The following is a 26,236-nucleotide window of genomic DNA, read 5'->3' on the forward strand; positions in this document are numbered from 1 at the left end:
GTCACGCCACCGCTTCCAAACGACGCTCAGTCTCAGCAAGCTCAAGTAGCTCCCATGCGCTAGGCAGCTTCAGTGCATGGGCCACCGTTTCAAGTTCCCCGATGTCCCATGCCTTCTTATCGTTAAGGCGGTAGTAGAGGGAGGACCTACTCATTCCAAGGGCTTCCGCGAGGGAAACCAGCTCTACATTGACGCGGGTTGCTTGAGTTTTGATTGCCGCTGAAATAGCTGGGTTCATCCTGCTCATATCAGCTCCTTTCTTAACTCATTTGCGTTAACTGACTACAAATGTATTAGAGAAATTGAGATACGTCAACTCAATAGAGCTAAGCGTGTCGCCAATGATTCCAAGGCGACCCGCCTTATTTAATACATATGTTGCAAAATAAACGCATTTGAGTTAGCTTTGTGTATATGGTTAGAAATTCTGATCTGCCGCAAACCAGCGGGATAACAAAAGTGATGGCTGATACCATCCGTGGGCTAATCGACAAGCGCGGACTATCCCAGACGCAAGTGGGAGACATCATAGGAAAATCTCAATCCTATGCGTCTCTCAGAATCAAGGGGCTAGCACCTTGGAACGTCGATGAAATAGACGCGCTGGCGAAGTACTTCGGATACTCGAACGGCTTCGCGCTTGTCGATTTGGCTCGCGGAATCTCTTCTAAGGAGGCTGATATAGACTAGTTCATGCTCTTATCCTTTCGTGATATGGGGCAATGCTGAGGGTTCGCCGGTTCTTGACAGGGAGTGGCGGACCCTCTCTCATTGTCTGCGCTCGTACAATTGTTCCATTGCCGTCGTCAACACGACCGGTCGGCGTCGCTCTGACTGGAACAAATGTTCGAGTACATGACTATGATTATGCACCCGATACGGGAAGCACGCAATCGAACAAACGACACAACCCACGCGGTTTGTCTCGCTTCACTGCCTATATTCACGCGAAAGAAAGGAGCCTGTCATGGATGATAAGAACGCCATCCTGCATCCGACCGCGCCGACAGGCCGCAACCTGACGCAGGACGAATACTGGAGATCGCTGGAACGCTCTTTCAACAAAGACTTCCTGAAGGTCGCGCGGGAGAAATATGAGCAGCACAACGGACTGCCGGTGGATTGAAGTCTCGCCGGACTATCGGAAAAGACTCCAGGGATTCAAATGCGCCGCCCCGTTACAGGGCGGCGATTCCATATACGCTGTGAAAAAGCACGGCACCTACTATGCGCCGTGGGAGCTGGAAGTGCAGACCACCATACGGGACTTCCGCAAATGCCGACACCCCGAATCCGAGTGGGCGCACATCTGCGTAAGCCCCGACATTTCAGGCGACGACAGGATATTCTCGTTCGTCTGGTTCGGAATCATCGGCGGAACCAAACACGACGCGAACGGATCGTATGTCATCGGATACATCGCCCGGTCGTTGGACGCCGAAGGATGCGGGTTCGGTGACTTCACTCTCAAACACGCGATGCATGTCCTCAAGGAAGACCATGAGCTGACAGGCCGGGAGGACGCGGTGGGCGCTCGTATCGACCCGATGAACTCCGCAAGCATGGCATTGTTCGAGCGCAACGGTTTCATGGACATGGGGGAGGACCCCGAAGCCACTGAATATCATCGTTGGATGCGATTCGGGTTCTCCGGCATCGACTGAAGGTCACTGCCATTCGATCTGTTTCAGGTCGAGCCTGTCCCCGATGGTCTCCATGCCGTGCATCAAATCTTCTATGGGCACGGTGCGGTAATGCTCGCTCATGGCAAGCGACGAATGTCCGACGATGCGTTGGATGATTCCCGCGTCCACGCCCATGGAGAACAGGAGGCTCACCACGGAATTACGGCATTCATGCACATACCGGTGCCCGTAGTCGGGGATGCCCGCCTTTTTCATCAGGTCACGGAACAGGGCCCTGTCATCCAAGGCGTCTATCGGCCTGCCGTCCGGTTCACGGAACACTAGCCCATACGGGTTCGGCATGTCTTTCACGGCTTCCAGATACCTGTGCAATACGACGCCCAGTTGGGGGATGATGGGCACGACCTTCCCCCTATGCGATTTCGGGGGAGTCAACGCGAACCGCTTGTACAGGTGAACCATGTCATAGCCTTCGGGCACCAGCCACATGGCGTGCGGACACCGGGACGGCATACGCTCCCCGCACGGATACACGCCCTTGTCGGGCTGGCCGCAGCCGTGCATACGGTTCAGCTCCTCCAGCTTCCAGTTGACCGTATACTTGCCCACCCACACTTCAGGACCACCGGCCTGCTCCAACGTCGGGTCGCGCCACAATTCCAGATCATCCAGCGTGGCACCCAGCATCTCACCCTGCCTCATGCCCGTCAACAGCCGCCACCATTGCCGCGCCCCGGTGACGATATCCTCAGAGGACGCTTCGAGCATGGCGCGCATCTGCTCCGGGGTGAACGCGTGACGATGCTGTTCGCCGCTCCGACCGTCCCGTGATTCGACCGCCACGACCGCGCCCATGCGAGTCTTCGGCCTTTTCGGACGGACATCCGACGTGACCGGGCTCGTCGGAATGAGCCGGTCGGCGACAGCCGCCTTGAACACCTGATTCAGCACGCCGTACACGCTCATGCGCCGCTCAAACGAGGCGGGGGTGCCGTCCACGTTCCTCAGGTTCGACAGCATGCGTTTCACCATGCTCGGCGTCACATCCGCCAATGGCATGTCCCCGTGGGGGCTGATATGCCGTCTGATGACGCTCTTGTACAAATCGATGCTGGCGGGTGCCAGCTCCGCCTGCTTCAGCTCGAACCATTGGCGCGCATAGTCGGCCAACGTGATGCGCTTGTCCGCGTTCATGCCCCATTGGCCGCGCTCCTCGAGCTTGGCCTTGATCTTCGCATCGCACTCCTTGTAGGTCTTCGCCGTGACCCACTTGCCGTTGACCTTGGCCTTCCACCGTTCGTATGTCCTGATGGTGCCGTCCTTGAGTCTGTGCTGGTAGGTCTGGCGTATCGGGTAGATGCTTCCGTTTCTTCTCTGTCTAGGCATGTCAGGCTCCTCTAATCCGGGGAAAAGTGTCAACAAGTGTCAACAAACATTTAACTGTTGACACTATATCATCAACATATTGGTAACCGATAATCGTTGGAATTCCGCCATTCCTGCGACGTCGTTCCAACGATTGTACCATATACAAGTGAACGTGGAAGGTATGCTAGCATAGCGTAGAACATCCGTTCTAAGACCCCTTGGAATCCCAATGGTTCCAAGGGGTCTCGCATATGCGGACAAGTGTTCAGAACCTGTTTTTGCGGCGAAGTGTCAACAAGGGGCAACAAACTGACGCCTCCGCACCTCCTGTTCGGCCATGTCGGGGCGTCAAATAACATTGTGTCCGAGCGATATTAGCAATTGTTAGCAACAAACTTGCTAACCGACATCGGAATCGGATACGAGAAAACCGCCAGACCCTCCCTCGAGGAAAGCGGAGGGACTGGGATTAAGCCCCACGTTGCGACTAGTAGAATCGGGCTCACATTGCCGGTTTGGATCGACGTCCATCATGGCGTGGCTGTTATGGCCATGTGCACATGCTACTTGTCACATTACGCTGGTCCGTCATGTGATGTCGTCGTCGCGGATTTGACTGCTGCGGTGCTTGTGCCCTATGGTGGGCATCGTTATGAATCACACTGATATGTTTGCATTCGCGACTGGGCTTGGTCGCATGTGGCGCCGACAGAATGTGCTGGCGACGCCGCTCAGGCATATCGAAAAACAGCTGTATCCGGTTCAGCAGAATCTGCGGCTGCGCCAATCGACTGCCTTGCATACTGCAGCATTGCGATCTTCAAGCGCTTTCGCCTGCTGACCGTAGCCAATCTGCCAAATCGTGGCATGAGCTATGCATCATAGGCTTCCGGCGTAGGTGATTGCAGGCAGCGGCTGGGAATCCAGCGCATCATCGAATGCGCAAAAGGATGACGCAGCATAGTCACACACTGCAGTCGCACTATAGTCACGTAACAGCCGATGAGAATCCGCAGCCCGATGTCTCAGCCTACCCCGCGATACACATAGCGACACCGATCAGGATCAGCGAATCGGCACACAGCGTTACGTGCGTCCGGCATAGGAACCAACGCCATCAAGGAAACATAACAGAGAGCCAACACGACAGAGCACAACACAAGGGAGCACAACATGAAGTATTTCACCACGGACACGCATTTCGGACACCCGCTTGTCACCGTATTGCGCGGATTCACCACGTTCGATCCGGGGCGCGAACAGTACGCGCGAATCCTTCGTGAGCAGGGACGCAAGGCCGCAGAGGGCTGGGCAAAGCAGATCGTCCTGGAGGATTCGCGGCTCAATTTCCGCAAGGCCGCTGATACGGATGCGCATGATGCTGCGGTCATCGCCAACATCAACGCGCTTGTCGGCGAGGATGACGAACTGTGGATCCTCGGCGACATCGGCTACCGCACATCCCTCAATCATCTCAAGGAATGCCTCCGCGAACTGCGATGCCGTCACCTGCATGCAATCATCGGTAATCACGACGACTGGTGGATGGGGGACAAGCCCGCGCTCAACCTGTTCGAAAGCATTGATCCGAACGGTGTGGTGAAGCTGGAGGGATTCGACGAGTCGCATCCGGACAACATGGAGACGGTCAACTTGTCGCATTTCCCGTACAGGGAGGACCTCGCATACGGCTGGCCCGACGATGAGGCGCGATTCCATGATCAGGCTCTGCCGTTCGATGGTCGGAAGCTGTTGTATGGGCACACGCATCAGCTTTCGCCTACGGGAGCCCGCCCGGAATCTGTGAACGTCGGGCTTGACGCATGGGATCTGTTTCCGGTTTCGCAGACGAAGGTCGTCGACTGGTTCCGCGAACCGCTGCGGAACACAGTGCCAGAGGACACTGTGCCGCAGAACACAGTATCAGCGTCAGCATCGGTAGATAGGGAGGGCTTATGACGAAGTTGATTATTCTGCGCGGGCTTCCGGCCTCCGGCAAGTCGACGTGGGCGCGGCAATGGGCGGAAGACCCGGCCAATACGTGGCCGCATTGTGTGGTTTCGCTCGATGCGATTCGACTGATGATCGCCGGGGCGGCCCAGAACCGTGAACGCATGCGCAGCAAGTATGGCAGGCGTTTCGAGGATCTGGTGGTGTCGATGGGCCGGCACATGATCGCCGATGCATTGGATGCCGGCTGGGATGTGGTGGCTGACGCCCAGCATGCGAATCCCGCATACGCGAACGAGCTGGCGCGCCTCGCGGTGCTGCACGGCGCTTTGTGGGAGACCCGGGACTTCGACGTGCCGCTGGAGGAGCTGTTACGGCGCAATGCCGAAAGGGACGAAGAGAACCGCGTGCCGGAGGATTATATTCGCGAGTCATGGAAGCGATTCCATGTGGTTATGTTCCGTCCTCTTACGCCTGGTGACCCGAATGGCAACCTGTTGGAGCGCATGCATGCCGACCCGTATGTTCGGGTCATGCATGTGCGTGGCGAGAGGGACGTGTTCGCCTGCAACTTCACGTCGGAAGCCTTCCGCAAGGGGCGGTGGAACGAGCGCACGATCAATGCGCGCGGCCTGTTCGTCGACGATGAGGGCCGCGTGGTGCAGCGCGGTTTCGAGAAGTTCTTCGCCGTGGACGAGACCGAGCAGACCGCGTTCGACAAGGTGGTCGCCTATGGTGACGAGCATCCCGGCGCTTTCCCGGTTCGGGTGGAGCGTAAGGAGAACGGTTTCCTTGGTCTGGTGGGCGCCGCAGGGGAGCGGGGACGGTTCCGGTTCTGGTCGAAGTCCGGTCAGACCGATTATTCGGCGCTGATCGAACGCCTGTTCCCGTCCGATCCGACTGTGCGCGAACGGCTGTGGCAACTGCTTCATGAGTGGAACGTCACCGCCGCTTTCGAGGTGATCGATGTGGAATCGGATCGTCATATCGTCGGATATGAGCGTTCGGGACTGCGGATGCTGCATCTGATTCGCAATCAGGAAACGTTCTCCATCGATTACGGCCATGAACCGGAGTTCGCCTCTGCTGGCGGCTTTGCGAAGCCTGAAGTGGTGGCGGTATGCAATACTTCGCAGGAGGTGGCGCAGGCGATCGATGATGCGCGACGAACCGACCGTGAGGGAGTCGTACTGTATTTCGCCGATGGTTGGATGGTCAAGGTGAAGTCCGAACGTTACCGGTTGGTCAAGTCGCTGCGTCCGCTGCTGCAGCGCGTCGTGCTGCGGGGCCGGCCGATCAACAAGAGCGGTGAGACCGCTGATCTGGTGCGAGCCGTAATCGACTATGCGCATGACCACGACATGGATCTGACCTATCGGCGCCAGATATTCGGCGAACGTGACGTCGACATGACCAAGGTCGGCGACATCCTGCGCCTGCTCGGACGAGGCTGACGGGGCGGAATCATTGCCCATGGCCCGGCAGGTGCGCGACGGGCCAATAATCATCGGCGCGCGCCCACCGTGATGCTCGCGACGTGGCGTTGACACTGTGGCATTCGCGACGCGGTGTTGCCTCCGGGGTGTTGCCTGTGCGGCCTCGCGCACTGCTGGGTGTACGCTCGTTACGGCCCTAGGCCGATGCGAGCGGTGGGGTATTCGGGCTATTCGCCCGGCTCGAAGCGGATGAGAAGGAGTGAGGCATGCACGTGGCATTGGAATCCAACATGGTGTTCGTCGGCATCGAGTACCTCGCCATCATGTGTTGGGGGCTATCCGGAGGCTTGTCCGCTATCCAGAAGGGCTATGACATCTTCTCCATCATGCTGTGCGGCTGGCTTACCGCGCTCGGCGGCGGTCTGTTCCGTGATGTGATGCTCGGCGCGTTGCCGCCTGTGGGCATCACCGATAAAGGCTATGTGCTGACTACGCTGTTCTCCGGCGTCATAGTGGTGTTCGCCCATCCGGAAGTCAAGAAATTCAAATGGACCATGACCGTCATCGACGCGTTGGGACTTGGGCTTTTCGCGGTCAATGGCACTGCGAAAGCCCTCGCATACGGCATGTCCGGCATGACCGCCGTGTTTCTCGGCATGTTCACCGCGCTTGCCGGCGGCCTTATTCGTGACATTTTCATCGGCGACGTGCCCATGATCATCCGTGACAAGCATCTGTATGCGGTGCCGTCCTTCATCGGCTGCCTCCTCACCGTGCTGGTGTGGAGGGGAGTGCGGTATGGCTGGTTCGACATGCGTTCGGAGATGATTCTCGATGTGCTCATCGTCATCATCGTGGTCACGATACGTCTGCTCTCCGTGGCATTCAATGTCACTATGCCGGGTGCGATGCCTCGGCAGCACGTCTATCTGCCGGGGGAGGACAAGTATCTGAAGCGCCCGGTGATTCACCCGCATGCCAGCGGCGACGATGAGCACGGCGAATCAGTCAAGTAATCACTATCCTTGTGCGGTGCAGTGTAGGTGCCGGCGCAGGTTGTGGCGTACGTTTTCTGAGGGTTGATGGCCCCTTATCTCATCATGCGTGCGCTGACAGCCAGTCAGCGCACGCATGATGAGGTTTTATCAGCAGGCTTGGTTGTGCCTTTCGCTCGGCGAAGCGGGACAGGCAAGGACAGGGCAATGGATATGCAACAGCCCTGCAATCCGATGGACTACAGGGCTGTCGATGAACCTTAATACAGGTTTATGCTCACAGGGCGTTAATCGCGACGGCGAGGCCGGACTTGCGGTTGGCGGCCTGGTTCTTGTGGATCACGCCAGCGCCAGCAGCCTTGTCGAGCTTCTGGGCAGCGACCTTGTAGGCGGCCTCGGCGGCAGCCTTGTCACCGGCGGCGATGGCTTCGCGAGTGGCGCGGATAGCGGTCTTCAGGCCGGACTTCACAGCCACGTTGCGAAGGTGACGCTTCTCATTGGTGAGCACGCGCTTCTTCTGCGACTTAATGTTTGCCACGTTTACTCCAAACGATGTGTTTTACAAGGACATACAAAAGTATGAGGATAGCATAGGCCCCGGAAAAACTTGCACAATGCCACGCCGAATACAGTCCTTCGGCTACACTAGGTGAAGTTTGAGTATATGCCAAGAGGAGGAATGCGTTGGTCGTCCAACACAATCAGCCGGGTTCCACCGATCAGTCCTTAATTCGTAACTTCTGCATCATTGCGCACATCGATCACGGCAAATCCACTGTGGCCGATCGTATCCTGCAGTTGAGCGGCATCGTGCCCGAACGTGAGATGCGCGACCGATTCCTCGACCGCATGGACATCGAGCAGGAGCGTGGCATCACCATCAAGTCCCAGGCTGTGCGTGTCCCTTGGACGTTCGACGGTACTGAATACACGCTCGGCATGATCGACACCCCAGGGCATGTGGACTTCACCTACGAGGTTTCCCGAGCGCTGGCCGCCTGCGAAGGCGCCGTGCTGCTCGTGGATGCCACCCAGGGCATCGAGGCACAGACCCTATCCAACCTGTATATGGCACTCGACCATGACCTGGCCATCATTCCGGTGCTGAACAAGATCGATCTGCCGTCCGCCGAACCGGACAAACACGCAGAGGAGATCGCCGGTCTGATCGGTTGTGAGCCGAGCGATGTGCTTCGCGTCTCCGGCAAGACCGGTGAAGGCGTGGCCGATCTGCTCGACCATATCGTCATGGAGATCCCCGCCCCGCACGGTGACCCGGGTGCGCCCGCCCGTGCGCTGATCTTCGATTCCGTGTACGACTCCTACCGTGGCATCGTCACCTACATCCGCATGGAGGATGGCGAACTGCACGACCGCGAGAAGGTGCACATGATGGGTATCGGCATGACCCACGATCCCATCGAAATCGGTGTGATCAGCCCCGACATGACGCGCACCAAGGCGCTGGGTGCGGGCGAGGTCGGCTACATCATCACCGGAGCGAAGGATGTGAGCCAATCCAAAGTCGGCGATACCCTGACCTCCGCAGTCCGCCCGGCGACAGAACCACTGCCCGGCTACCGCGACCCCAAGCCGATGGTGTATGCCGGTCTGTTCCCTATAGATAATGCCCAGTTCCCGGAGCTGCGCGACGCGCTTGACAAGCTCAAGCTCAACGATGCCGCCTTGGTGTACACCCCGGAAACCTCGGTGGCGCTGGGCTTCGGCTTCCGCTGCGGATTCCTGGGACTGCTGCACATGGAGATCGTCAACGAACGCCTGTCGCGCGAGTTCGGTTTGGATCTGATTCAGACCGCTCCCAACGTCACCTATGATGTGACCGCCGAAGACGGCAGCGAACACCATGTGACCAATCCGAGCGAGTTCCCGGACGGCAAGATCAAGAAGATCGTCGAGCCGATGGTGGCCGCCGACATCATCACGCCCAAGGAGTTCATCGGCTCGGTGATGGACCTGTGTCAGGACCACCGCGGCATCATGGGCACCATGGAATACCTCTCCACCGACCGCGTGGAGATGCACTACCGCATCCCGTTGGCCGAGATCGTGTTCGATTTCTTCGACCAGCTCAAGTCCCGCACCAAGGGATACGCTTCGCTTGACTACCACGAGGACGGCGAGCAGTCCGCCGATCTGGTCAAGGTGGACATCCTTATCCAGGGTGAGAAGGTGGACGCGTTCAGCGCCATCGTGCATCGCGACAAGGCATACAGCTATGGCGTGATGATGACCAAGAAGCTGCGTGGCCTGATTCCCCGCCAGCAGTTCGAGATTCCGATTCAGGCGGCCATCGGTTCGCGCATCATCGCCCGTGAGAACATCCGCGCTCTGCGCAAGGACGTGCTCGCCAAGTGCTACGGCGGCGACATCACCCGTAAGCGCAAGCTGCTCGAGAAGCAGAAGGCCGGCAAGAAGCGTATGAAGATGCTCGGCCATGTGGAGGTGCCACAGGAGGCGTTCATCGCCGCGCTGTCCACCGATGAGGACGCCAACGACCGCGACACCAAAGACAAGATCCGCGCCGCCCAGAAGACGGAAGGCTGATTGTGAGGAGCCCCCTCTGACGAGGGGACTCCCGGCGAAGCCTGAGTGAGGTGGTAGCCGAGCATTATTTCCTGGCTCTCCTCTCTGAGGGGAGCTGTCAGCGGAGCTGACTGAGGGGAGTAACACGTATATGACCTACGAAATATACATCCACGTGCCGTTCTGTCTGCGTCGTTGTGGGTATTGCGATTTCAACACGTACACGGCTGTGGATCTCGGCGCAGGTGCCTCGCGCGGCAACTATGCCAACATGGTCATCCGCGAGATGGAGCTGACGCGCGCATGGCAGCTCGAGCACGGCATTGACGAACCGTCGGCGTCGACCGTGTTCTTCGGAGGCGGCACGCCCACCATCCTCTCCGCAGATGATCTGGTGGCCATGCTCGAGGCGATTCGGCGCATCTGGGGTCTTGAGCCCGATGCCGAAATCACCACCGAAGCCAATCCGGACACCGTCAACGAGTACTACATCGGCAAGCTCGCCGAGGGCGGCTTCACCCGCATCTCCTTCGGCATGCAGTCGGCGGTGCCGCATGTGCTCAAGACTCTTGACCGCACGCACACGCCCGCCAGCGTGGAGGCCGGCGTGCGCGCCGCGAACAGGTTCGGTCTGCGCTCCAGCGTGGACCTCATCTACGGCGCGCCGGGGGAGAGCCTCGACGATTGGCGCACGTCGGTCAACACCGCCATCGACCTTGGCGTGAACCACATCTCCGCATACGCGCTTACTGTAGAACCCACCACCAAGATGGGGCGTCGCATCGCCGCCGGCGCGCTGTCGAAACCGGATGACGACGACGAGGCCGCCAAATACGAGATCGCTGACGACCTGTTCTCCGCAGCCGGTCTCGGATGGTACGAGGTCTCGAACTGGGCACGCCCCGGCTACGAAAGCCGCCATAATCTTGGTTACTGGCGCAACGTCGACTGGGCGGGCCTCGGGCCCGGCGCGCATTCGCACTACAATGCGCGCGCCGATGTGTCCGGTCGGCCTCCTCTGACAAGGGGGCTGTCAGCGAAGCTGACTGGGAGAGAGATGGAGTTCCCGACCGCCCAACCGAGGGAACAGACCGTGGTCATGAACGCCCTGCGGGCCTGGGACATTGCCCATCCACGACTGTGGGGCACCGCGCTCAACGAGGGTCACATACCATGGGGCGGCAGTGAGGCAATCACTCCCGAGGAAAACCTCGAAGAGCTCATCATGTTGGGACTGCGCATCCGTGACGGCCTCGACCTCGGCCGTATCAACCACGAAATCGAGGAATTCAACGCCACGAAACCGGTGGGGAAGACGTCGTCGATACTGCGATCCATAGTCGTGGACCAGTTGCATCCGTTGATTGACGAAGGGCTGATTGTCTGTGAGGGGCATAGGGTGATACCCACACGCAAAGGACGATTGCTCAACGATATGCTCATAGAGCGGTTCTTCGATCTGGCGGGTATGTGATCGATCAGCATGCAAAAAAGAAAAAGCGGACGCCTTTGTCCGATATTTCAATTATTCCGGTTCATAGCCGGATGTTGAATTATCGAGTCTTCTATTCGTATTGTCTTGTGCCCAGCTGAAGAATAGGTTTGTAGCTTATTCGCCAGCATGGGGGTTGACGTTCAGCGGGCGTTCTTCTCGACGTCCTTGAGCACGTCGGCCATGATCTTGCCATTGGCCATGCCGGACTGGGCCATGGAGCTGATGCCGTACAGAGCGAGACCACGCATCACGGAATCCTTGAAAGACATAATCGTTTCCTTTCGTCGGTCAAAGCCACAGGGCTTTGATGATTGTTGGCTTCTTTTGAAACCGGTTTCAGAATAGCGTAATAGCGGGCGCAAGGCAAGTGATGCATGACGCTACGGCGTTTCGCGCAGAATCCCGCTGTTCCTACTGCCGCCTCAATCTAACCGGTTCGATATTGATTTCAATTGTGCTGCTAAGAATGCGAACAAAAGCTGGGCTGTCATTGTGTCGATGACATTGTACTGTTGAACCAGTTGGCCATATGCAACAGTGCTAGAGAGAGGTGCAGTAGGAGATGGCGAGAAGTGCTGGGCGCAAACGGCCGGTGATCAAGGATGTCGCCAAGCTTGCCGGGGTCTCCGCCCCGACGGTGTCTCGTTTCCTCAACGGCACGGCGGGCATCACGGAGGAGAAGCGCAGGCGCATCGCCCGAGCCATCGAAGAGCTTGGCTATGAGCCGAGTGTCGCCGCCAGAGCTTTGTCGAACCGCGAGATGGATATCGTGACGGTGTTCGCGTCAAAGCCTGACGAGGTATCGACTTCGGCCACCAATCATGGTGTGGAGTCTGCCGCCCGCATGCAACGGTTCCTGCTCAACATCGTGTCCCTGGACGAGTCGGACATGGGGTCGGTCGAGGCTCGAGTGCGTATGGGCTTGTCAGTGCGGCCGGCGGGCGTCATCGTCTACGAGTATGGCTGGGCCGGTGTTGAGGCGCTGAAGCGGCTGCCGAAGGACATTCCCGCGGTGGTCGTCGGCGGAGGCTTCGGCGATGGCGACTATCAGGTGATTAACGCCGAGCGTGATGGTGGGCGATGGATGACCATGCATTTGCTCGACTTGGGGCATAAGACCGTATTCCATGTGGCCTGGGATCAGGATGCCGGTGACAATTCACGCTCGAACGGCTGGCGCGACGCGCTCGCCGAACGTGGTGTCGAGGTGCCTGATCCGGTACTGGTGCCATTCGCCGATCTTGACGCCGCCTTTACGGCCGGCAAGACATTGGGTTCCCGGGGAAGCGTGACTGCCGTCTTCGCCGCAACCGATGAAATCGCCATCGCAGTGATGAAGGGACTGCGCGAGGCGGGACGGAAGGTCCCCGATGATGTGAGCGTGGTCGGGTTCGATGATATGCGTTTCGATGCCATGTGGGAACCGGCGCTCACCAGCTACACCCAGAATTTCCATGAGATGGGGGAGCGGGCCTTCCGCATGCTGTATGGGCAGATCGAGGCGCAGCGCAACGGCCAGGAGCCGCCGCCCGCTCAGATCGAGGTGGTGCAGGGCCGTCCGTGCCTGCGTGCCTCCGAGCGCACGCCGTTGAATCCGTCGAAGAATACGAGCCATGGGTCACGGTGAGCGGGGGTCCCACATGGCACCACCATGACAGCGCGATGTGCCAGACCTGGGCGCGAGTGCAGTCACCACAGAATGTCCGCCGGCGCAGTGGTTTTGTTGCGTTCGATGATGAGACATATTTCCTCAGGGGATTCTTTGCATCCTCGTCGAATCCACAGCCAGACGATAGAGGCGACGGCGGAGACGAGAATTTCCATCGCATAGTCGGCCGGAATGCCGTTGTAGATGGTTTGTGGTTCGGAGTCTCGGTGTTTCGCTTGCGTGATGATGAGTCGCTTGAGCACGTCCTTGAAGCGCTCGTAAAGAGACATATCGTTGCCGGATTGTGATATCGCGTCGAAGAATGCATAGTCGTTTTTCACATACTGCAGTGCTTTGGCGATGGATTGAGATTGAAATACGTCAACGACTGATTTGCCGGCTTGACTGATCGTTGGTTCGGTTGGATTGACGCGTTCGACGAGAATGCGCGTCAAATCGTCAATGGTGTCGTTGATGAGTTGTTGGCGCAGGTTGAACTTGTCGACATAATGCATATAGAACGTGCCGCGATTGATGTCTGCGGTTCGAGCGATATCGCTGACGGTCATCGCTTCGAAACCTTTCGACTTAACCAGCGTGGTGAATGCGGACTTGATCTTGGCTTCGGTTTTCGTATTGCGTTTGCCTGTTGCGGATGTCATGGGCTTCTCCTCAAGTATGAGTTGAGTTGTGTGATCGGCTATTGCGGAATCATAGCAATCTACAACAGATTCTATCAACATGTTGTTCATTTAATGCCATAATGAACGGATTTTATGGGACTGTTCAATTTGAACAGAATGGCAGAAATCGTTCGTTGACATGGCTTTTGTGCCGTCTTTATCATCATGGCAGTAAATCAACATGTTGTTTATTCAAAGGAAGGTGGTATCGATGGCCTACATTGAAATGATGCATAGTTTCAAGCGTTACCATATGGGCGACGCCACTATCGTCGCCAACAACGACGTGAGCTTCGGCATCGAGAAGGGTGAACTGGCAATCATCCTCGGTTCGTCCGGCGCCGGCAAATCGACTGTGCTCAACATTTTGGGCGGCATGGACACCAACAGCGAGGGGCAGGTGATTATCGACGGCAAGGACATCTCGAACTACACTGCACGGCAGTTGACCGACTACCGCCGCACCGATATAGGGTTCGTGTTCCAGTTCTACAACCTCGTGGCCAACCTCACCGCCCGGGAGAACGTCGAACTCGCTTCCGAAATCGTGCGCGATGCGCAGGATCCGGTTCAGGCGCTCGTGGATGTGGGGCTGAAGGACCGCATCGACAACTTCCCGGCGCAGCTCTCCGGCGGTGAGCAGCAGCGCGTCGCCATCGCCCGCGCTGTGGCCAAGAACCCCAAGATTCTCCTGTGCGACGAGCCGACCGGTGCGCTCGACTACAACACCGGCAAGCAGGTGCTGCGCATCCTGCAGGACCAGAGCCGCGTCAAGGGCGCCACCGTGGTGATCGTCACCCACAACTCCGCCATCGCGCCCATCGCCGATCGCGTGATCCACATGCATGACGCGCGAGTTAAATCCATCGAGGTCAACGAGCACCCCATGGACATCGAGGACTTGGAATGGTGAGCGCTATGACGTCTCGCAGGCTTCGCAGACCTCGCAAACGCATGCTGTGGCGCGACATCCGTGCCACCCTCGCCAAATCCAAGGGGAGGTTCGCTTCCATCGTGAGCCTCATGGCCCTAGGATCGTTCGCCCTCGTGGGTCTGTTCGCCACCGCGCCCGACATGCGGGCCACAGGCCGCGCGTTCTACGACGAGCACAATCTTGCGGATGTGACCGTGATCAGCGACTACGGCCTAACCGCCGACGACGAGGCGATCATTCGTGGAACAGCCGGAGTGAAGGACGCCGAATTCGGCTACTTCAAGGATGTGACGATCGCGGACAGCGATTACAGCCTTCGTATCCACTCGCTGCCCGAGACCGTCTCCACCTATGAGGTCGTGGAGGGCCGACTACCGCAAGCGGCCGGGGAGATCGCGCTTGACTCGGGGGAGCGTGATCGGTTCGCCGTGGGCAGCTCCATCCGCGTGACCGAACTGCCGGACATCGCCGGCGACACCGTGCTCAGACGGACCGACTTCACCGTAGTCGGCTTCGTGGAAGCCAGCGACACCGTCTCCAACCTCAACATGGGGCAGTCCACCGCTGGATCCGGCGAACTCGACGGATACGCCGTGGTCACCGCGGGCACGTTCGACTCATCCGTGGCGATGATCGGCCGCGTCACCTTCGAGGACACAGTCGGACTGAACTACTGGGATGACGCCTACCGCGACCGCGTGCAAGATCACAAGACCATGCTCTCCCGGCGTCTCGCCAACCAGCCCGCCGCCCGCCGTGACTCCATCCGTTCCGAACGGCGCGAGCAGATCGCCAAGGCGCAGGAGCAGGTGGACGACGCCAAACAGCAGCTCACGGACGCCCAAACTCAGCTCGACGACGCCAAGGCGCAGATTGAATCCGGCAAGGACCAGCTTACCCAAGGCCAGCTCGACGCCGTCGACCAGGCATCCTCCGCGGCCGCCGAACTCGCCGGCGCAACCTCGCAGATCGCTTCCGCCAACTCCACGCTCTCCGCCGCCCAAACCCAGCTCGCCGCCGGCGCACAGCAACTCAATCAGGGCCAGGGCAGTCTCGAACTCGCCTGGCTCCAGCTCAACGAGGCCGGCAAGCAGCTTACCGCGGCCCGCACGGCGCTTGACGCTTCCAAGATTGCGCTCGACGCCACTGGCCGTCTCCTCGCTTCATGGGAGAAAACCGGGATAACCGGCACGGCATACCAAAGTCTCAAGGGGCGGTACGATCAGGCGCTCGCCGACTGGAACACGGCCGCGGACACGTACAACGCCATGCTGGACCAATACAACAGCGGCCTTGAACAGTTCAACGAAGGGGCCGCCAAGCTCGATCAGGGATCCGAGGAGTACCAAAAGAACGCGGCCGCGATCGCGGAAGCCCAAAAACTGCTTGCATCCAAGCAGACCGAACTCGGGCACGCCGTCTCCACGGCCGCATCCGGATCGGCGTCCGACGGCGCCTCACAGATGATCCAAGGCCAGCGCGACCTCGAGAAAGCCGAGGACGAATACGACCAGAAGCTCAAGGAATTCAATGACGCCAAGCCCGAGGCCGAGAAGAAGATCGCCGACGCGGAACGTCAGATCAAACTGGCGAGCGAAAAGGTGGACACTCTCGAAGTGCCCGCGTACTCGATCGACGGCCGGCGCGAGGGACTCACCTCCGAGGGATACCGCGTGTACGAGATCATCGCGGACATCGTCATGAAACTCGCGCGCATCTTCCCGATCTTCCTGTACTTTGTGGCCGCGCTGGTCACGTTCACCACCATGGGCCGCATGGTGGATGAGGAGCGCACCAATTCCGGCACCCTCAAGGCGTTGGGATACGGGAACGCGGACATCATGAAGAAATTCCTCGTCTACGGCTTCTCCGCCTCCACGGCCGGCACGATTCTGGGCGTGGCGGCCGGGCACACCATCCTGCCGCTCATCGTCTACCACGCCTATGATTCCGGATTCACCATGCCACGCATCGAGCTGCACTTCCATCCGGGCGTGACCGCCGCCGCGTTCCTACTCGCATGGGCGAGCGCCGTGGCACCCGCGTGGATCGCCGCGTCCCGCGAGCTCAAGGAGAGGCCCGCCGCGCTGCTCCTGCCCAAGCCTCCCGCCAAGGGCTCGAAGATCTTCCTCGAGCGGATCACGCCCGTGTGGGACCGCCTGAACTTCACCCGTAAGGTCACGGCCCGCAACCTATTCCGTTACAAGTCTCGCGGCTTCATGACCATCTTCGGCGTGGCCGGCGCAGTGTCGCTGCTCACCGCGGGACTGGGCGTACAGGCGTCGATCGGCCAAATCGGCGAGCACCAGTTCGGCGGCATAATTCATTATGACCTGATCGTGGCGGAGAAATCAGACAACAACGCGGACCAGCGCGACGCCGTATCCAAGGCCGTCGCCCCGGCGGACGGGGATGACGGCAACAGGGCGATCGACCAATCCGCGCCAATCCGCTACGAGGAGCTCACCACCACCGCCGGCAAACAGGGCGACAAGCAGACGATCACGCTCATCGTCACCGACGACGCCTACAACTTCGGAGACTACATCACCCTGCGCGACCGTGTCTCGCACGACCCGCAGGTCCTGACCGACCGAGGCGCGATCATCTCTGAACGCATGGCGGACATGCTCGGTGCCAAGGCCGGGGACACCATATCCGTGACGGATCCCGACGGCACGGAGCGCAAGGTGCGCGTGGACGGCGTGACCGAAATGTACATCGGCCACTTCATGTTCATGTCCTCCGGCGGCTACGGTCGCGCGTTCCACGCCGACTACCAGTCCAACGCCTACATGGTCCGTCTCAAGGATTCGTCCGTGGACAACGCCAACAGGCAGGGAGCTGACCTTATGACTGTGGACGGGGTCAAGGGCGTGGTGCAGAACATCACCATGAGGAACCAGGTGGCCACGATCGTCGACTCGCTAGACCAGATCATGGAGGTGCTCATCTTGGTGGCCGCGCTGCTTGCGGTGGTGATTCTCTACAACCTCACCAACCTCAACGTGTCCGAACGCATTCGCGAACTGTCCACCATCAAGGTGCTCGGCTTCCATACCGGGGAAACGACCATGTATATCTATCGTGAAACGATCATCCTGTCCGTGCTCGGCGTGTTGGCGGGATACGGGTTCGGGGCCGTCCTGCACCGTTACATCATCACCGAGGTGCCGCCCGACGAGGTCATGTTCGACCCGGCCCTCGCCTGGTCTGCGTTCGCCGTGCCGCTTGCCGTGGTGGTCGTGGTGCTCGCCATGCTCGGCTGGGTGGTCTGGCGCCGCCTCAAGGACGTGGATATGCTCGGTGCGTTGAAGAGCGTGGAATGAGCCGGAAATAGAGGAAGAAAGGAAAACCTATGAACCATCCGGTCGAATCGAATGATGCCGCTCCGCTGCGCTTCTGCGGCAAGGTCGACTTCCAGTCGCACTACCTGCCGCCTGCGTACCTGGAATTCCTGCGTGCGCATTATCCCGGCAACCCGGACGGCTATCCCACGCCCGACTACTGGACTCCCGACTGGCAGCGCGACAAGATGGACCTGCTCGGTATCGCCTACGCGCATTTGGAGCTTTCCTCGCCGAACGTCTTCCTGCCGCAGGTGGACGACTGTCTGCGGCTGGCCCGGAAGATCAACGACCAGGGAGCGGCGATCGCCGCCGAGGACCCAACCCGGTTCGGTCTGATTGCCACGTTACCACTGCCGTGGGCCGAGGCATCCGCGGCGGAAGCCCGGCGCGCGCTCGACGAGCTCAAGGCTGACGGCGTGGGACTGACGACCAACCATCACGGCGTGTACCTCGGCGACCCCCGGCTCGACCCGGTGATGAGCGAACTGGACGATCGTGGCGCTATGGTGATCGTCCACCCCACCGCGCCGCCCGTGTCCGTGCCTGGCGCATGCGAGGGCCTGTCCCTTCCTGCTTTCGAGTACTTCGTGGAAACCACGCGGGCCTTCACCAACATGGTGCTGGAGGACACGTTCGTCAAGTTCCCGAGCATCCGTTGGGTGATACCGCACGCCGGCGCGTTCGTTTCCATTCTCGCCGACCGGTTCGAAAGCTTTGCGTTCATGCTGCGCTTCGCTGACCCGGACCGCCGTGTCGACTATATGGACGCCATGTCCCACGTGTATTACGACCTCGCCGGATTCAGTGAGCCCAAGCAGCTAGCCGACCTTTTACGCAATGTGCCAGACACCCACCTGCTGTACGGGTCGGACACCCCCTACACGCCCATCGAGGCCGTGCTCGGCCAGGCCCGGGCGCTGGAGGGAACCGACAAGCTCACCGAGGAGCAGAAGCGCATGGCGTTCACCGGCAACGCGCTCGCCATCAACCCGAAGCTCGCGGGGATCCCGGCCTTGGTCAGGGCGGCTTCCGAACCCGCGGGGAATGTCGCGGTGAAGCGGGACGGACGGTGGCATGTGCGGCTCTTGCACGATCTCTTCCCGCGCAGGCATGTGGCCGTGCGCGTGCCTGTTCCGCCGCACGAGGCCGCCCCAAAGATAGCCGGAGCCGTTCGTGATGCCGCCGCCGCGCGTCTTGCGCCCGACCCCGGCGACGACCCGGCACTCACCGCCCGTTACGACGCGCGGCTCAACTCGCCGGTGGGCGTAATCGCGATTCCCGTGATCGTCTCCTACGACGACGCGACCCGAACCTCGTTCCACGGCAAGGCGAAGGTCATGGGAATCGTGGCATCCTACCGGGATGGCGTGCGCGACGGGACGCGGCATTCGTTCGACATTCGCGTGCGCCTGCCATTCGGCCCGCTCACCGTCCACCTCAATGCTGACGTGTCCGAACCCGACGGCTCGGTCACGGGCACGGCCGTCGCGCCCCATCGCAGGCCCATGGCCTTCACCGGCCGGCGGTTGTAGGCTGTAGGCTGTAGGCAGTCGCCGGCCGGATCAGTCCTCGAAGCTGGTGACTTTGACGGCGAGCGCGCTCGGCATGAGTTTCGTGAATATGCGGTAGAGCTTGTAGAACAGCATCGGCGTGTAGGTGGCATGCCCGCGTTCGGCCATCATGAATGTGCGTGCGGTCTCTCGTTTGAGATTCAGATAGGGATGCCGCCCGAGCTTTCCGGTCGAGGTGCCCTGCATGTTCATTTCGGTGTTCATGTTTCCGGGGCTCATCAGCAGCACGTTCACGCCGCGCTTGCGTTCCTCCTCGTGCAACGCCCGTGCGAGGAAGCGCGTATGCGCCTTACTTGCCGCATATACCGCCTGCCAGGGTTCGGCGCGAACGAGGCGACCGGGCCTGTGATCACCTCGAACGAGCCCGCGCGCCAGAGGATATGTCGGCTCGATGAAAGGTGCTGGACGTCTCATCCCGCCGCCTTTGCCGGGTCTTTGCACGCGAGCTGCATTGTTTTTGCGACCTCGGTAGCGGTGAATCAGCGGTGAATCAGCTAACTTTGGATTGCCGGGGTGGGGATATGGCGATGTGATAGATAAGCTGGTGCCATGACCCGAAACACCCGATACGTATGCGCCCCCGACTCGTTCAAGGAAAGCCTCACTGCATCTGAAGCGGCGCAGGCCATGGCGGCAGGCATCCGAAAGGCCGACCCCGATGCCGAAATCCGCCTGCTGCCCATGGCCGATGGCGGCGAGGGCACGACCCGCGCGCTGGTCGATGCCACGGGCGGTTCGATGCGGACGACAGCGGCTCACGATCCGTTGGGTCGGGGCATCACGGCGGAATACGGCCTGCTCGGCGACGGTGCGACCGCAGTCGTGGAGGTCGCCGCGGCGAGCGGTTTGGCATTGCTGGCGCCGTCCGAACGCAATCCGCTGGTCACCTCGTCATATGGCACCGGCGAGCTCATCCGCGCGGCATTGGATGACGGCGCGACCTGAATCATCGTCGGACTCGGCGGCAGCGCGACCAACGACGCAGGCGCCGGCATGCTTCAGGCGCTCGGCGTGCGGCTGCTCGATGATGAAGGCCGCGAGCTGCCGGCCGGGGGAGCGGCGCTCGCCCGACTGGCCGACATCGATGTCTCGGGGCTCGATGCGCGGCTGCATGACGTCGAGGTGATCGCCGCATGCGACGTCACCAATCCTCTGGTCGGCCCGCAGGGTGCCAGTGCCGTGTTCAGTCCGCAGAAGGGCGCAACCGCCGACGATGTCGCGCTGCTGGACCGCGCGCTCGGCCACTTCGCCGAGATCGTCGAACGGCGGCTGTCCGTGGACGTGGCCGGTGTTCCCGGTGCCGGTGCCGCTGGCGGCATCGGTGCGGCGTTGAAAGGTATCCTCGATGCCGGGTTCCGTCATGGCGTGGACGTCGTCATCGAGACCGTGGGATTGCCCGATGCGGTCCGGTGGGCGGATGTGGTGTTCACCGGGGAGGGTTCAATCGACGCCCAGACACGATACGGCAAGACCCCCGCCGGGGTGGCCGAGACCGCCAAGCGCTATGGCAAGCCGGTCGTTGCTATCGCCGGGCATGTGGGCGAGGGCATAGACGAGCTGCATGCCGTCGGCATCGACGCCATCTTCGGCATCGCTCCCGGTGCGGCCACCTTGCAGGATCTTCTTGAGGATGCTCCGGCGAATGTGGAACGTACCGCGGAGCAGGTCACGCGACTGCTCATGCTGGGCGGGAAATAGCTGATGATATCTGTGAGGGATGCCGTCAGTCCTATCTGTCCGCTGTCCTGACTGTTGTTGCCGACGAATGATCTGTCGGCGGCGCCGGTCATCTCGTCCAAATCCACTATGCCCGCATTCAATGTTGCCGCCATCATTCAATAGCGGATAATCATGTTTGCATAAAGATGTCCAGTACCGGCGCGGCTTATCAGGAAAAGTCGCTAAAATCAACTCTTGACTTTTTCTGCAATTCGGTATATGGACAGCGAAATGCAATCGACATACCGCAACGCTACTCTGTCAACAGCAACTTAGGAAGTGGCACGTTTGTGAGCGCGCCCATAAGCAATTGAGGTGATTTCGGTGACATTCAAAGCCCCGCTTGATCTCACGGTCCATGCTCCGGATGGCATGTACGACCCCTCCAACGAGCATGACGCCTGTGGTGTGGGTATGGTCACCACCTTGAACAAGCGTCCGGAACGCAAGATCGTCACCGACGCCATCGAGGTGCTGGTCAATCTGGATCACCGTGGTGCCGTGGGTGCCGAGGAGAACACGGGTGACGGCGCCGGCATCCTGATGAGCATGCCGGATGAGTTCATGCGTGCCGTCATCCCCGCCGACCTGCCCGAGGAGGGCCATTACGCGGCCGGCATCGCGTTCCTTGACCGCGACATCGAGACCTCCGGCCAGCAGGAGCAGGCCATCGCCAGGATCGTGCGCGAGGAGGGCCTCGAAGTGCTCGCCTGGCGCGTGGTGCCCACCAACCCGGACGGACTAGGCCTGCAGGCGCTCGCCGCAATGCCGGGCTTCAAGACCCTTGTGGTCGCCTCCCCGGATGGTTCCCTCGCCGGCATCGACCTTGATCGCAAGACCTTCCGCATTCGCAAGCGTGTGGAGCATGAGGTGGGCGTGTACTTCGCCTCCCTCTCGGCCCGTACCATCACGTACAAGGGCATGCTCACCACCATGCAGCTCACCAGGTTCTTCCCGGACCTGAACGACGAGCGTATGAAGGCCGTTGTCGCCATCGTCCACTCCCGTTTCTCCACCAACACGTTCCCGAGCTGGCCGCTGGCCCAGCCGTTCCGCCTGCTGGCCCACAACGGCGAGATCAACACCATTCAGGGCAACCGCAACTGGCTGTCCGCCCGCGAGGGCCGTCTGAGTTCAGAACTGCTCGGCGAGTTCAAGCCGCTGCTGCCGATCACCACGCCCGGCTACTCCGATTCCGGCACCTTCGACGAATGCCTCGAGCTGTTGCACCTCGCCGGCCGCTCCCTGCCGCACGCCATCTGCATGATGCTGCCGCCGGCGTGGGAGAAGAACCCGGATCTCGACCCGGATGTACGCGCTTTCTACGAGTACAACAACACGCTCATCGAACCGTGGGATGGCCCGGCCGACATTGTCTTCACCGACGGCACTCAGGTGGGTGCCCTGCTCGACCGCAACGGCTTCCGCCCTGGCCGCTGGCAACTCACCGATGACGGCTATCTGGTGCTCGCCTCCGAAGCCGGCGTGATTCCGGAGAACGATCCGAAGCACGTGGTGGCCAACGGACGCCTCGAGCCCGGCAAGATGTTCCTTGTGGACACCGCCGAAGGCCGTATCATCCCGGACGAGGAGATCAAGAAGAGTCTCGCTTCCCAGCACCCGTACCGCAAGTGGGTCGAGGGCAACTCCGTGGAGCTCTCCGACCTGCCCAAGCGCGAGCATGTGAACCACTCCGGCCAGTCCGTCCAGCGCCGTCAGCGCGCCTTCGGCTACACCGAGGAGGACCTGAAACTCCTGCTCACCCCGATGGCCAACACCGGCAAGGAGCCGCTGGGCTCCATGGGCAACGACACCCCGCTGCCGGCCCTGTCGAACCGCAGCCGCATGCTCTTCGACTACTTCCACCAGAAGTTCGCGCAGGTGACCAACCCGCCGCTCGACTGGGAGCGCGAGGAGATCGTCACTTCCCTTGAATCCGCCATCGGCCCCGAGCCGAACCTGCTGGCCGATTCCGAGCTGCACGCCAAGAAGATCCTCATCCCGCTGCCCGTGGTCAACTCCGACGAGATGGCCCAGCTGAAGCGCCTCGACAAGGCCCGCGTGCTCGGCGGCTATTACCGCCCGTACGTGGTCAAGGGCCTGTATCAGGTGGCCGGCGGCGGCAAGGCGCTTGAAGAGCGTCTTGAAGAGATTTTCTCCGAAATCGATGAGGCCATCGAGAACGGCAAGAACTTCATTGTGCTCTCCGACCGTGAATCCAACCATACGTGGGGTCCGATCCCGTCGCTGCTGCTCACCTCCGCCGTGCAGCATCACCTGCTGCGCCGCCACACACGCACGCAGATCTCCATGGCCGTGGAGGCCGGAGACGTGCGCGAGGTGCACCATGTGGCCCTGCTCATCGCCTACGGTGCCGCCTGCGTGAACCCGTATCTGGCGTTTGAATCCGTGGAGAATCTGGCGCGCACTGGCTACCTCAAGGTGGATGCGGAAACCGCCGTGAAGAACCTCACCAAGGCTCTCTCCACCGGCGTACTCAAGATCATGTCCAAGATGGGTGTCTCCACCATCATGAGCTACCGCGGTGCCCAGCTGTTCGAAGCCGTGGGTCTCAACCAGGAGGTCGTGGACGAGTACTTCACCGGCACCACCTCCCGCGTGGGCGGCGTGGGCCTCGACGAGCTCGCCGAGGAGGTGGCCGTCCGCCACCGCGTGGCCTACCCGAACCAGTGGACCGCGGCCCCGCACCGCAACCTGCGCACCGGCGGCCTGTACAAGTGGCGCCGTACCGGCGAGGACCACCTGAACGACCCGGAGGCCATCTTCCTGCTCCAGCAGTCGACCCAGCGCGGCGACTATCAGATGTTCAAGAAGTACTCGCACCACATCAACGACACGTCGAACCGCATCATGACCCTGCGTGGCCTGATGAAGTTCAACGAGACCCGCAAGCCCATCGACATCTCCGAGGTCGAGCCGGCCAGCGAGATCGTCAAGCGCTTCTCCACCGGCGCCATGAGCTACGGCTCCATCAGCCAGGAGGCCCATGAGACGCTCGCCATCGCGATGAACTCGATCGGCGCGCGCTCCAACTCCGGTGAGGGCGGCGAATCCGACGACCGCATCGAGGATCCGCTGCGCTACAGCCGTATCAAGCAGATCGCCTCCGCGCGCTTCGGCGTCACCTCGGACTACCTCGTGCACGCCACCGACCTGCAGATCAAGCTCGCCCAGGGCGCCAAGCCCGGCGAGGGCGGCCACCTGCCGGGCGCCAAGGTTCCGCCGTGGATCGCCACGGTGCGTCACGCCACCCCGGGCGTGGAGCTCATCTCCCCGCCGCCGCACCACGACATCTACTCCATCGAAGATCTGAAGCAGCTGATCTATGATGCGAAGCTCGCCAACCCGAAGGCCCGTATCCACGTCAAGCTCGTCTCCGAGTTCGGTGTGGGCACCATTGCGGCCGGCGTGGCCAAGTGCCATGCCGACGTGGTGCTAATCTCCGGCTACGACGGCGGCACGGGCGCGGCCCCGCTCAACGCCATCCGCCACGCCGGCACGCCATGGGAGATCGGCCTGTCCGAGACCCAGCAGACGCTGATCCTGAACGGTCTGCGCTCCCGCATCGTCGTCCAGTGCGACGGCGAGCTCAAGACCGGCCGCGACGTGGTCATCGCCGCCCTGCTGGGTGCCGAGGAATTCGGCTTCGCCACCGCCGCGCTGATCGTCGAGGGCTGCGTCATGATGCGCGCCTGCCAGAAGAACACCTGCCCGCAGGGCATCGCCACGCAGGACCCGGAGCTTCGCGCCCGCTTCCGCGGCAAGCCTGAAAGCGTGGTCAACTTCTTCATGTTCATCGCCGAGGAAGTCCGCGAGATTCTTGCCCAGCTTGGCTTCAGGACGCTCGAGGAGGCCGTCGGCCACGTCGAATGCCTGGATCAGAACGAGGCCATCAAGCGCTGGAAGTCCAACGGCATCGACCTGTCGAACGTGCTCAAGCAGGCCGGCCCGGTGCCGGGTACGATCCTGCACCAGACCATCGAGCAGAACCACGAGCTCGAGAAGTCGCTCGACAACGAGCTCATCAAGCTCGCCGAGCCGGCGCTGGAGCGCAAGGAGCCGGTGCGTATCGAGATGCCGATCCGCAACGTCAACCGTACGGTTGGCACGATGGTCGGCTACGAGATCACCCGCCGCTACGGCGAGCCGGGCCTGCCTGACGACACCATCGACATGACCCTGCACGGCTCCGGCGGCCAGTCCATCGGCGCGTTCATCCCACGCGGCGAGACCCTGCGCATCTACGGCGAAGTCAACGACTATGCCGGCAAGGGCTTGTCCGGCGGCCGTATGATCGTGCGTCCGGAGACCAACGTCACCTTCGATTGCCATGAGAACGTCATCGCCGGCAACGTGACCGGCTTCGGCGCCACCTCCGGCCAGATGTTCGTGGCCGGCCGCGCAGGCGAGCGATTCGCCGTGCGCAACTCTGGCGCCACGTTCGTCGTCGAAGGCTTGGGCGACCACGGCTGCGAGTACATGACCGGCGGCACCGTGGTGGTGCTCGGCCCCACCGGCCGCAACTTCGGTGCCGGCTTCTCCGGCGGCAACACTTACGTGCTCGACCTCGACATGAAGCAGGTCAACCCGGGCGCCATCAAGTCCGGAGCTCTGCTTTTCGAGCCACTGAACGAGGAGTCCGGCAAGCTGGTGCACGACCTGGTCAAGCAGCATGCTGAAGAGACCGGTTCCCAATTCGCCGCCGCACTTTTGGAAGACTGGGACGAAACCGTCAAGCGGTTCACCCATGTAGTGCCCAAGCAGTATCTGGCCATGACCCGAGCCATGGAAGAGGCCAAGGCCAACAACGTCGATTTCAATTCGCCCGGTGCCTGGGATCAGGTATACGAGCACGTCATGGAAGGAGTGCGCTGAC

19 protein-coding genes and 1 pseudogene are annotated in these 26,236 nt (G+C 60.7%); 14 read left to right on the forward strand and 6 right to left on the reverse strand.

The genetic code is table 11. From position 1 onward, the window contains the following. Position 1 precedes the first annotated feature (1 nt). Positions 2–247: a helix-turn-helix domain-containing protein gene (locus tag BW14_RS07055; protein WP_140489847.1), complete on the reverse strand. Its 246-nt coding sequence runs from the start codon at positions 245–247 to the stop codon at positions 2–4. A gap of 215 nt (positions 248–462) precedes the next feature. Between BW14_RS07055 and BW14_RS07060 the strand changes: the two genes are divergently transcribed. The 3 genes from BW14_RS07060 to BW14_RS07065 all read left to right on the forward strand — a co-directional run bounded on the left by BW14_RS07060 (position 463) and on the right by BW14_RS07065 (position 1,664). Next, positions 463–690, forward strand: coding sequence for a helix-turn-helix transcriptional regulator (locus BW14_RS07060; RefSeq protein ID WP_181162327.1), 228 nt, complete (start codon positions 463–465; stop codon positions 688–690). 277 nt (positions 691–967) lie between these two features. Further along, on the forward strand, positions 968–1,126 hold the full coding sequence (locus BW14_RS11980) for a hypothetical protein (protein ID WP_181162328.1): 159 nt from the start codon (positions 968–970) through the stop codon (positions 1,124–1,126). Further along, positions 1,095–1,664: a GNAT family N-acetyltransferase gene (locus tag BW14_RS07065; RefSeq protein ID WP_140489851.1), complete on the forward strand. Its 570-nt coding sequence runs from the start codon at positions 1,095–1,097 to the stop codon at positions 1,662–1,664. Before BW14_RS11980 ends, BW14_RS07065 begins: the two co-directional genes overlap by 32 nt. Positions 1,665–1,667: 3 nt before the next feature. On the opposite strand, the gene BW14_RS07070 is transcribed toward BW14_RS07065, so the two are convergent. Beyond that, positions 1,668–3,032, reverse strand: coding sequence for a tyrosine-type recombinase/integrase (locus BW14_RS07070; protein ID WP_140489853.1), 1,365 nt, complete (start codon positions 3,030–3,032; stop codon positions 1,668–1,670). 1,155 nt (positions 3,033–4,187) lie between these two features. Between BW14_RS07070 and BW14_RS07075 the strand changes: the two genes are divergently transcribed. From BW14_RS07075 to BW14_RS07085, 3 genes are all read left to right on the forward strand, one after another. After that, complete coding sequence (locus BW14_RS07075) at positions 4,188–4,973, forward strand: phosphoesterase (protein ID WP_140463118.1); 786 nt, start codon at positions 4,188–4,190, stop codon at positions 4,971–4,973. Then, positions 4,970–6,418: an RNA ligase gene (locus BW14_RS07080; RefSeq protein ID WP_044088322.1), complete on the forward strand. Its 1,449-nt coding sequence runs from the start codon at positions 4,970–4,972 to the stop codon at positions 6,416–6,418. The genes BW14_RS07075 and BW14_RS07080 overlap by 4 nt, the downstream gene beginning before the upstream one ends. A 248-nt stretch (positions 6,419–6,666) precedes the next feature. Further along, positions 6,667–7,416 (forward strand): trimeric intracellular cation channel family protein, encoded by a 750-nt coding sequence (locus BW14_RS07085; protein ID WP_044088320.1) that lies wholly within the window; start codon positions 6,667–6,669, stop codon positions 7,414–7,416. Between the two features lie 256 nt (positions 7,417–7,672). On the opposite strand, the gene rpsT is transcribed toward BW14_RS07085, so the two are convergent. After that, the gene (gene rpsT / locus BW14_RS07090; protein ID WP_033890964.1) at positions 7,673–7,933 is read right to left on the reverse strand and encodes a 30S ribosomal protein S20; all 261 of its coding nucleotides are present in this window, start codon (positions 7,931–7,933) and stop codon (positions 7,673–7,675) included. A gap of 146 nt (positions 7,934–8,079) precedes the next feature. Between rpsT and lepA the strand changes: the two genes are divergently transcribed. Together lepA and hemW are read left to right on the forward strand one after the other, a co-directional pair. After that, entirely contained in the window at positions 8,080–9,960 is a 1,881-nt protein-coding gene (gene lepA / locus BW14_RS07095) for a translation elongation factor 4 (protein WP_044088318.1), read from the forward strand. 130 nt (positions 9,961–10,090) lie between these two features. Next, positions 10,091–11,413, forward strand: a complete 1,323-nt coding sequence (hemW, locus tag BW14_RS07100) for a radical SAM family heme chaperone HemW (RefSeq protein WP_044088317.1) — start codon at positions 10,091–10,093, stop codon at positions 11,411–11,413. Between the two features lie 161 nt (positions 11,414–11,574). Here hemW and BW14_RS12295 read toward each other — a convergent pair whose 3' ends face one another. Then, positions 11,575–11,703 (reverse strand): hypothetical protein, encoded by a 129-nt coding sequence (locus tag BW14_RS12295; protein ID WP_258185033.1) that lies wholly within the window; start codon positions 11,701–11,703, stop codon positions 11,575–11,577. Positions 11,704–11,996: 293 nt separating this feature from the next. Between BW14_RS12295 and BW14_RS07105 the strand changes: the two genes are divergently transcribed. After that, entirely contained in the window at positions 11,997–13,061 is a 1,065-nt protein-coding gene (locus BW14_RS07105; protein ID WP_044088315.1) for a LacI family DNA-binding transcriptional regulator, read from the forward strand. A gap of 62 nt (positions 13,062–13,123) precedes the next feature. Here BW14_RS07105 and BW14_RS07110 read toward each other — a convergent pair whose 3' ends face one another. Beyond that, positions 13,124–13,834: a TetR/AcrR family transcriptional regulator gene (locus BW14_RS07110; protein ID WP_223847959.1), complete on the reverse strand. Its 711-nt coding sequence runs from the start codon at positions 13,832–13,834 to the stop codon at positions 13,124–13,126. A 142-nt stretch (positions 13,835–13,976) separates the two neighbouring features. On the opposite strand from BW14_RS07110, the gene BW14_RS07115 reads away from it, so the two are divergent. From BW14_RS07115 to BW14_RS07125, 3 genes are read left to right on the forward strand one after another with little or no spacing between them, the layout of a single operon-like run. After that, the gene (locus tag BW14_RS07115) at positions 13,977–14,678 is read left to right on the forward strand and encodes an ABC transporter ATP-binding protein (protein WP_140489855.1); all 702 of its coding nucleotides are present in this window, start codon (positions 13,977–13,979) and stop codon (positions 14,676–14,678) included. Positions 14,679–14,683: 5 nt separating this feature from the next. Further along, a complete protein-coding gene (locus BW14_RS07120; protein ID WP_140489857.1) occupies positions 14,684–18,028 on the forward strand; it encodes an FtsX-like permease family protein in 3,345 nt (1,114 codons plus the stop codon). A 29-nt stretch (positions 18,029–18,057) separates the two neighbouring features. After that, the gene (locus BW14_RS07125) at positions 18,058–19,581 is read left to right on the forward strand and encodes an amidohydrolase family protein (RefSeq protein ID WP_140489859.1); all 1,524 of its coding nucleotides are present in this window, start codon (positions 18,058–18,060) and stop codon (positions 19,579–19,581) included. 30 nt (positions 19,582–19,611) lie between these two features. On the opposite strand, the gene BW14_RS07130 is transcribed toward BW14_RS07125, so the two are convergent. Further along, positions 19,612–20,034, reverse strand: a complete 423-nt coding sequence (locus BW14_RS07130) for an SDR family NAD(P)-dependent oxidoreductase (protein ID WP_219847079.1) — start codon at positions 20,032–20,034, stop codon at positions 19,612–19,614. Positions 20,035–20,169: 135 nt separating this feature from the next. Between BW14_RS07130 and BW14_RS07135 the strand changes: the two are divergent. Together BW14_RS07135 and gltB are read left to right on the forward strand one after the other, a co-directional pair. Then, positions 20,170–21,318, forward strand: a pseudogene (locus BW14_RS07135) (glycerate kinase). A 345-nt stretch (positions 21,319–21,663) separates the two neighbouring features. Next, positions 21,664–26,235 (forward strand): glutamate synthase large subunit, encoded by a 4,572-nt coding sequence (gene gltB / locus BW14_RS07140; protein ID WP_140489861.1) that lies wholly within the window; start codon positions 21,664–21,666, stop codon positions 26,233–26,235. Position 26,236 lies beyond the last annotated feature (1 nt).

Source organism: Bifidobacterium sp. UTBIF-68 (genome assembly GCF_006408855.1).
Taxonomy (GTDB): Bacteria; Actinomycetota; Actinomycetes; order Actinomycetales; family Bifidobacteriaceae; genus Bifidobacterium; species Bifidobacterium reuteri.

Excerpts from the sequence above, each read along its gene's own strand:
- BW14_RS07070 (WP_140489853.1), bottom strand. The coding sequence starts at position 3,032 with ATGCCTAGACAGAGAAGAAACGGAAGCATCTACCCGATACGCCAGACC.
- BW14_RS11980 (WP_181162328.1), top strand. The coding sequence starts at position 968 with ATGGATGATAAGAACGCCATCCTGCATCCGACCGCGCCGACAGGCCGC.
- BW14_RS07125 (WP_140489859.1), top strand. The coding sequence starts at position 18,058 with ATGAACCATCCGGTCGAATCGAATGATGCCGCTCCGCTGCGCTTCTGC.
- hemW (WP_044088317.1), top strand. The coding sequence starts at position 10,091 with ATGACCTACGAAATATACATCCACGTGCCGTTCTGTCTGCGTCGTTGT.
- BW14_RS07130 (WP_219847079.1), bottom strand. The coding sequence starts at position 20,034 with ATGAGACGTCCAGCACCTTTCATCGAGCCGACATATCCTCTGGCGCGC.
- BW14_RS07055 (WP_140489847.1), bottom strand. The coding sequence starts at position 247 with ATGAGCAGGATGAACCCAGCTATTTCAGCGGCAATCAAAACTCAAGCA.
- BW14_RS07110 (WP_223847959.1), bottom strand. The coding sequence starts at position 13,834 with ATGAACAACATGTTGATAGAATCTGTTGTAGATTGCTATGATTCCGCA.
- BW14_RS12295 (WP_258185033.1), bottom strand. The coding sequence starts at position 11,703 with ATGTCTTTCAAGGATTCCGTGATGCGTGGTCTCGCTCTGTACGGCATC.
- BW14_RS07060 (WP_181162327.1), top strand. The coding sequence starts at position 463 with ATGGCTGATACCATCCGTGGGCTAATCGACAAGCGCGGACTATCCCAG.
- BW14_RS07075 (WP_140463118.1), top strand. The coding sequence starts at position 4,188 with ATGAAGTATTTCACCACGGACACGCATTTCGGACACCCGCTTGTCACC.
- BW14_RS07085 (WP_044088320.1), top strand. The coding sequence starts at position 6,667 with ATGCACGTGGCATTGGAATCCAACATGGTGTTCGTCGGCATCGAGTAC.
- BW14_RS07065 (WP_140489851.1), top strand. The coding sequence starts at position 1,095 with ATGAGCAGCACAACGGACTGCCGGTGGATTGAAGTCTCGCCGGACTAT.
- BW14_RS07120 (WP_140489857.1), top strand. The coding sequence starts at position 14,684 with ATGACGTCTCGCAGGCTTCGCAGACCTCGCAAACGCATGCTGTGGCGC.
- BW14_RS07080 (WP_044088322.1), top strand. The coding sequence starts at position 4,970 with ATGACGAAGTTGATTATTCTGCGCGGGCTTCCGGCCTCCGGCAAGTCG.
- BW14_RS07105 (WP_044088315.1), top strand. The coding sequence starts at position 11,997 with ATGGCGAGAAGTGCTGGGCGCAAACGGCCGGTGATCAAGGATGTCGCC.
- BW14_RS07115 (WP_140489855.1), top strand. The coding sequence starts at position 13,977 with ATGGCCTACATTGAAATGATGCATAGTTTCAAGCGTTACCATATGGGC.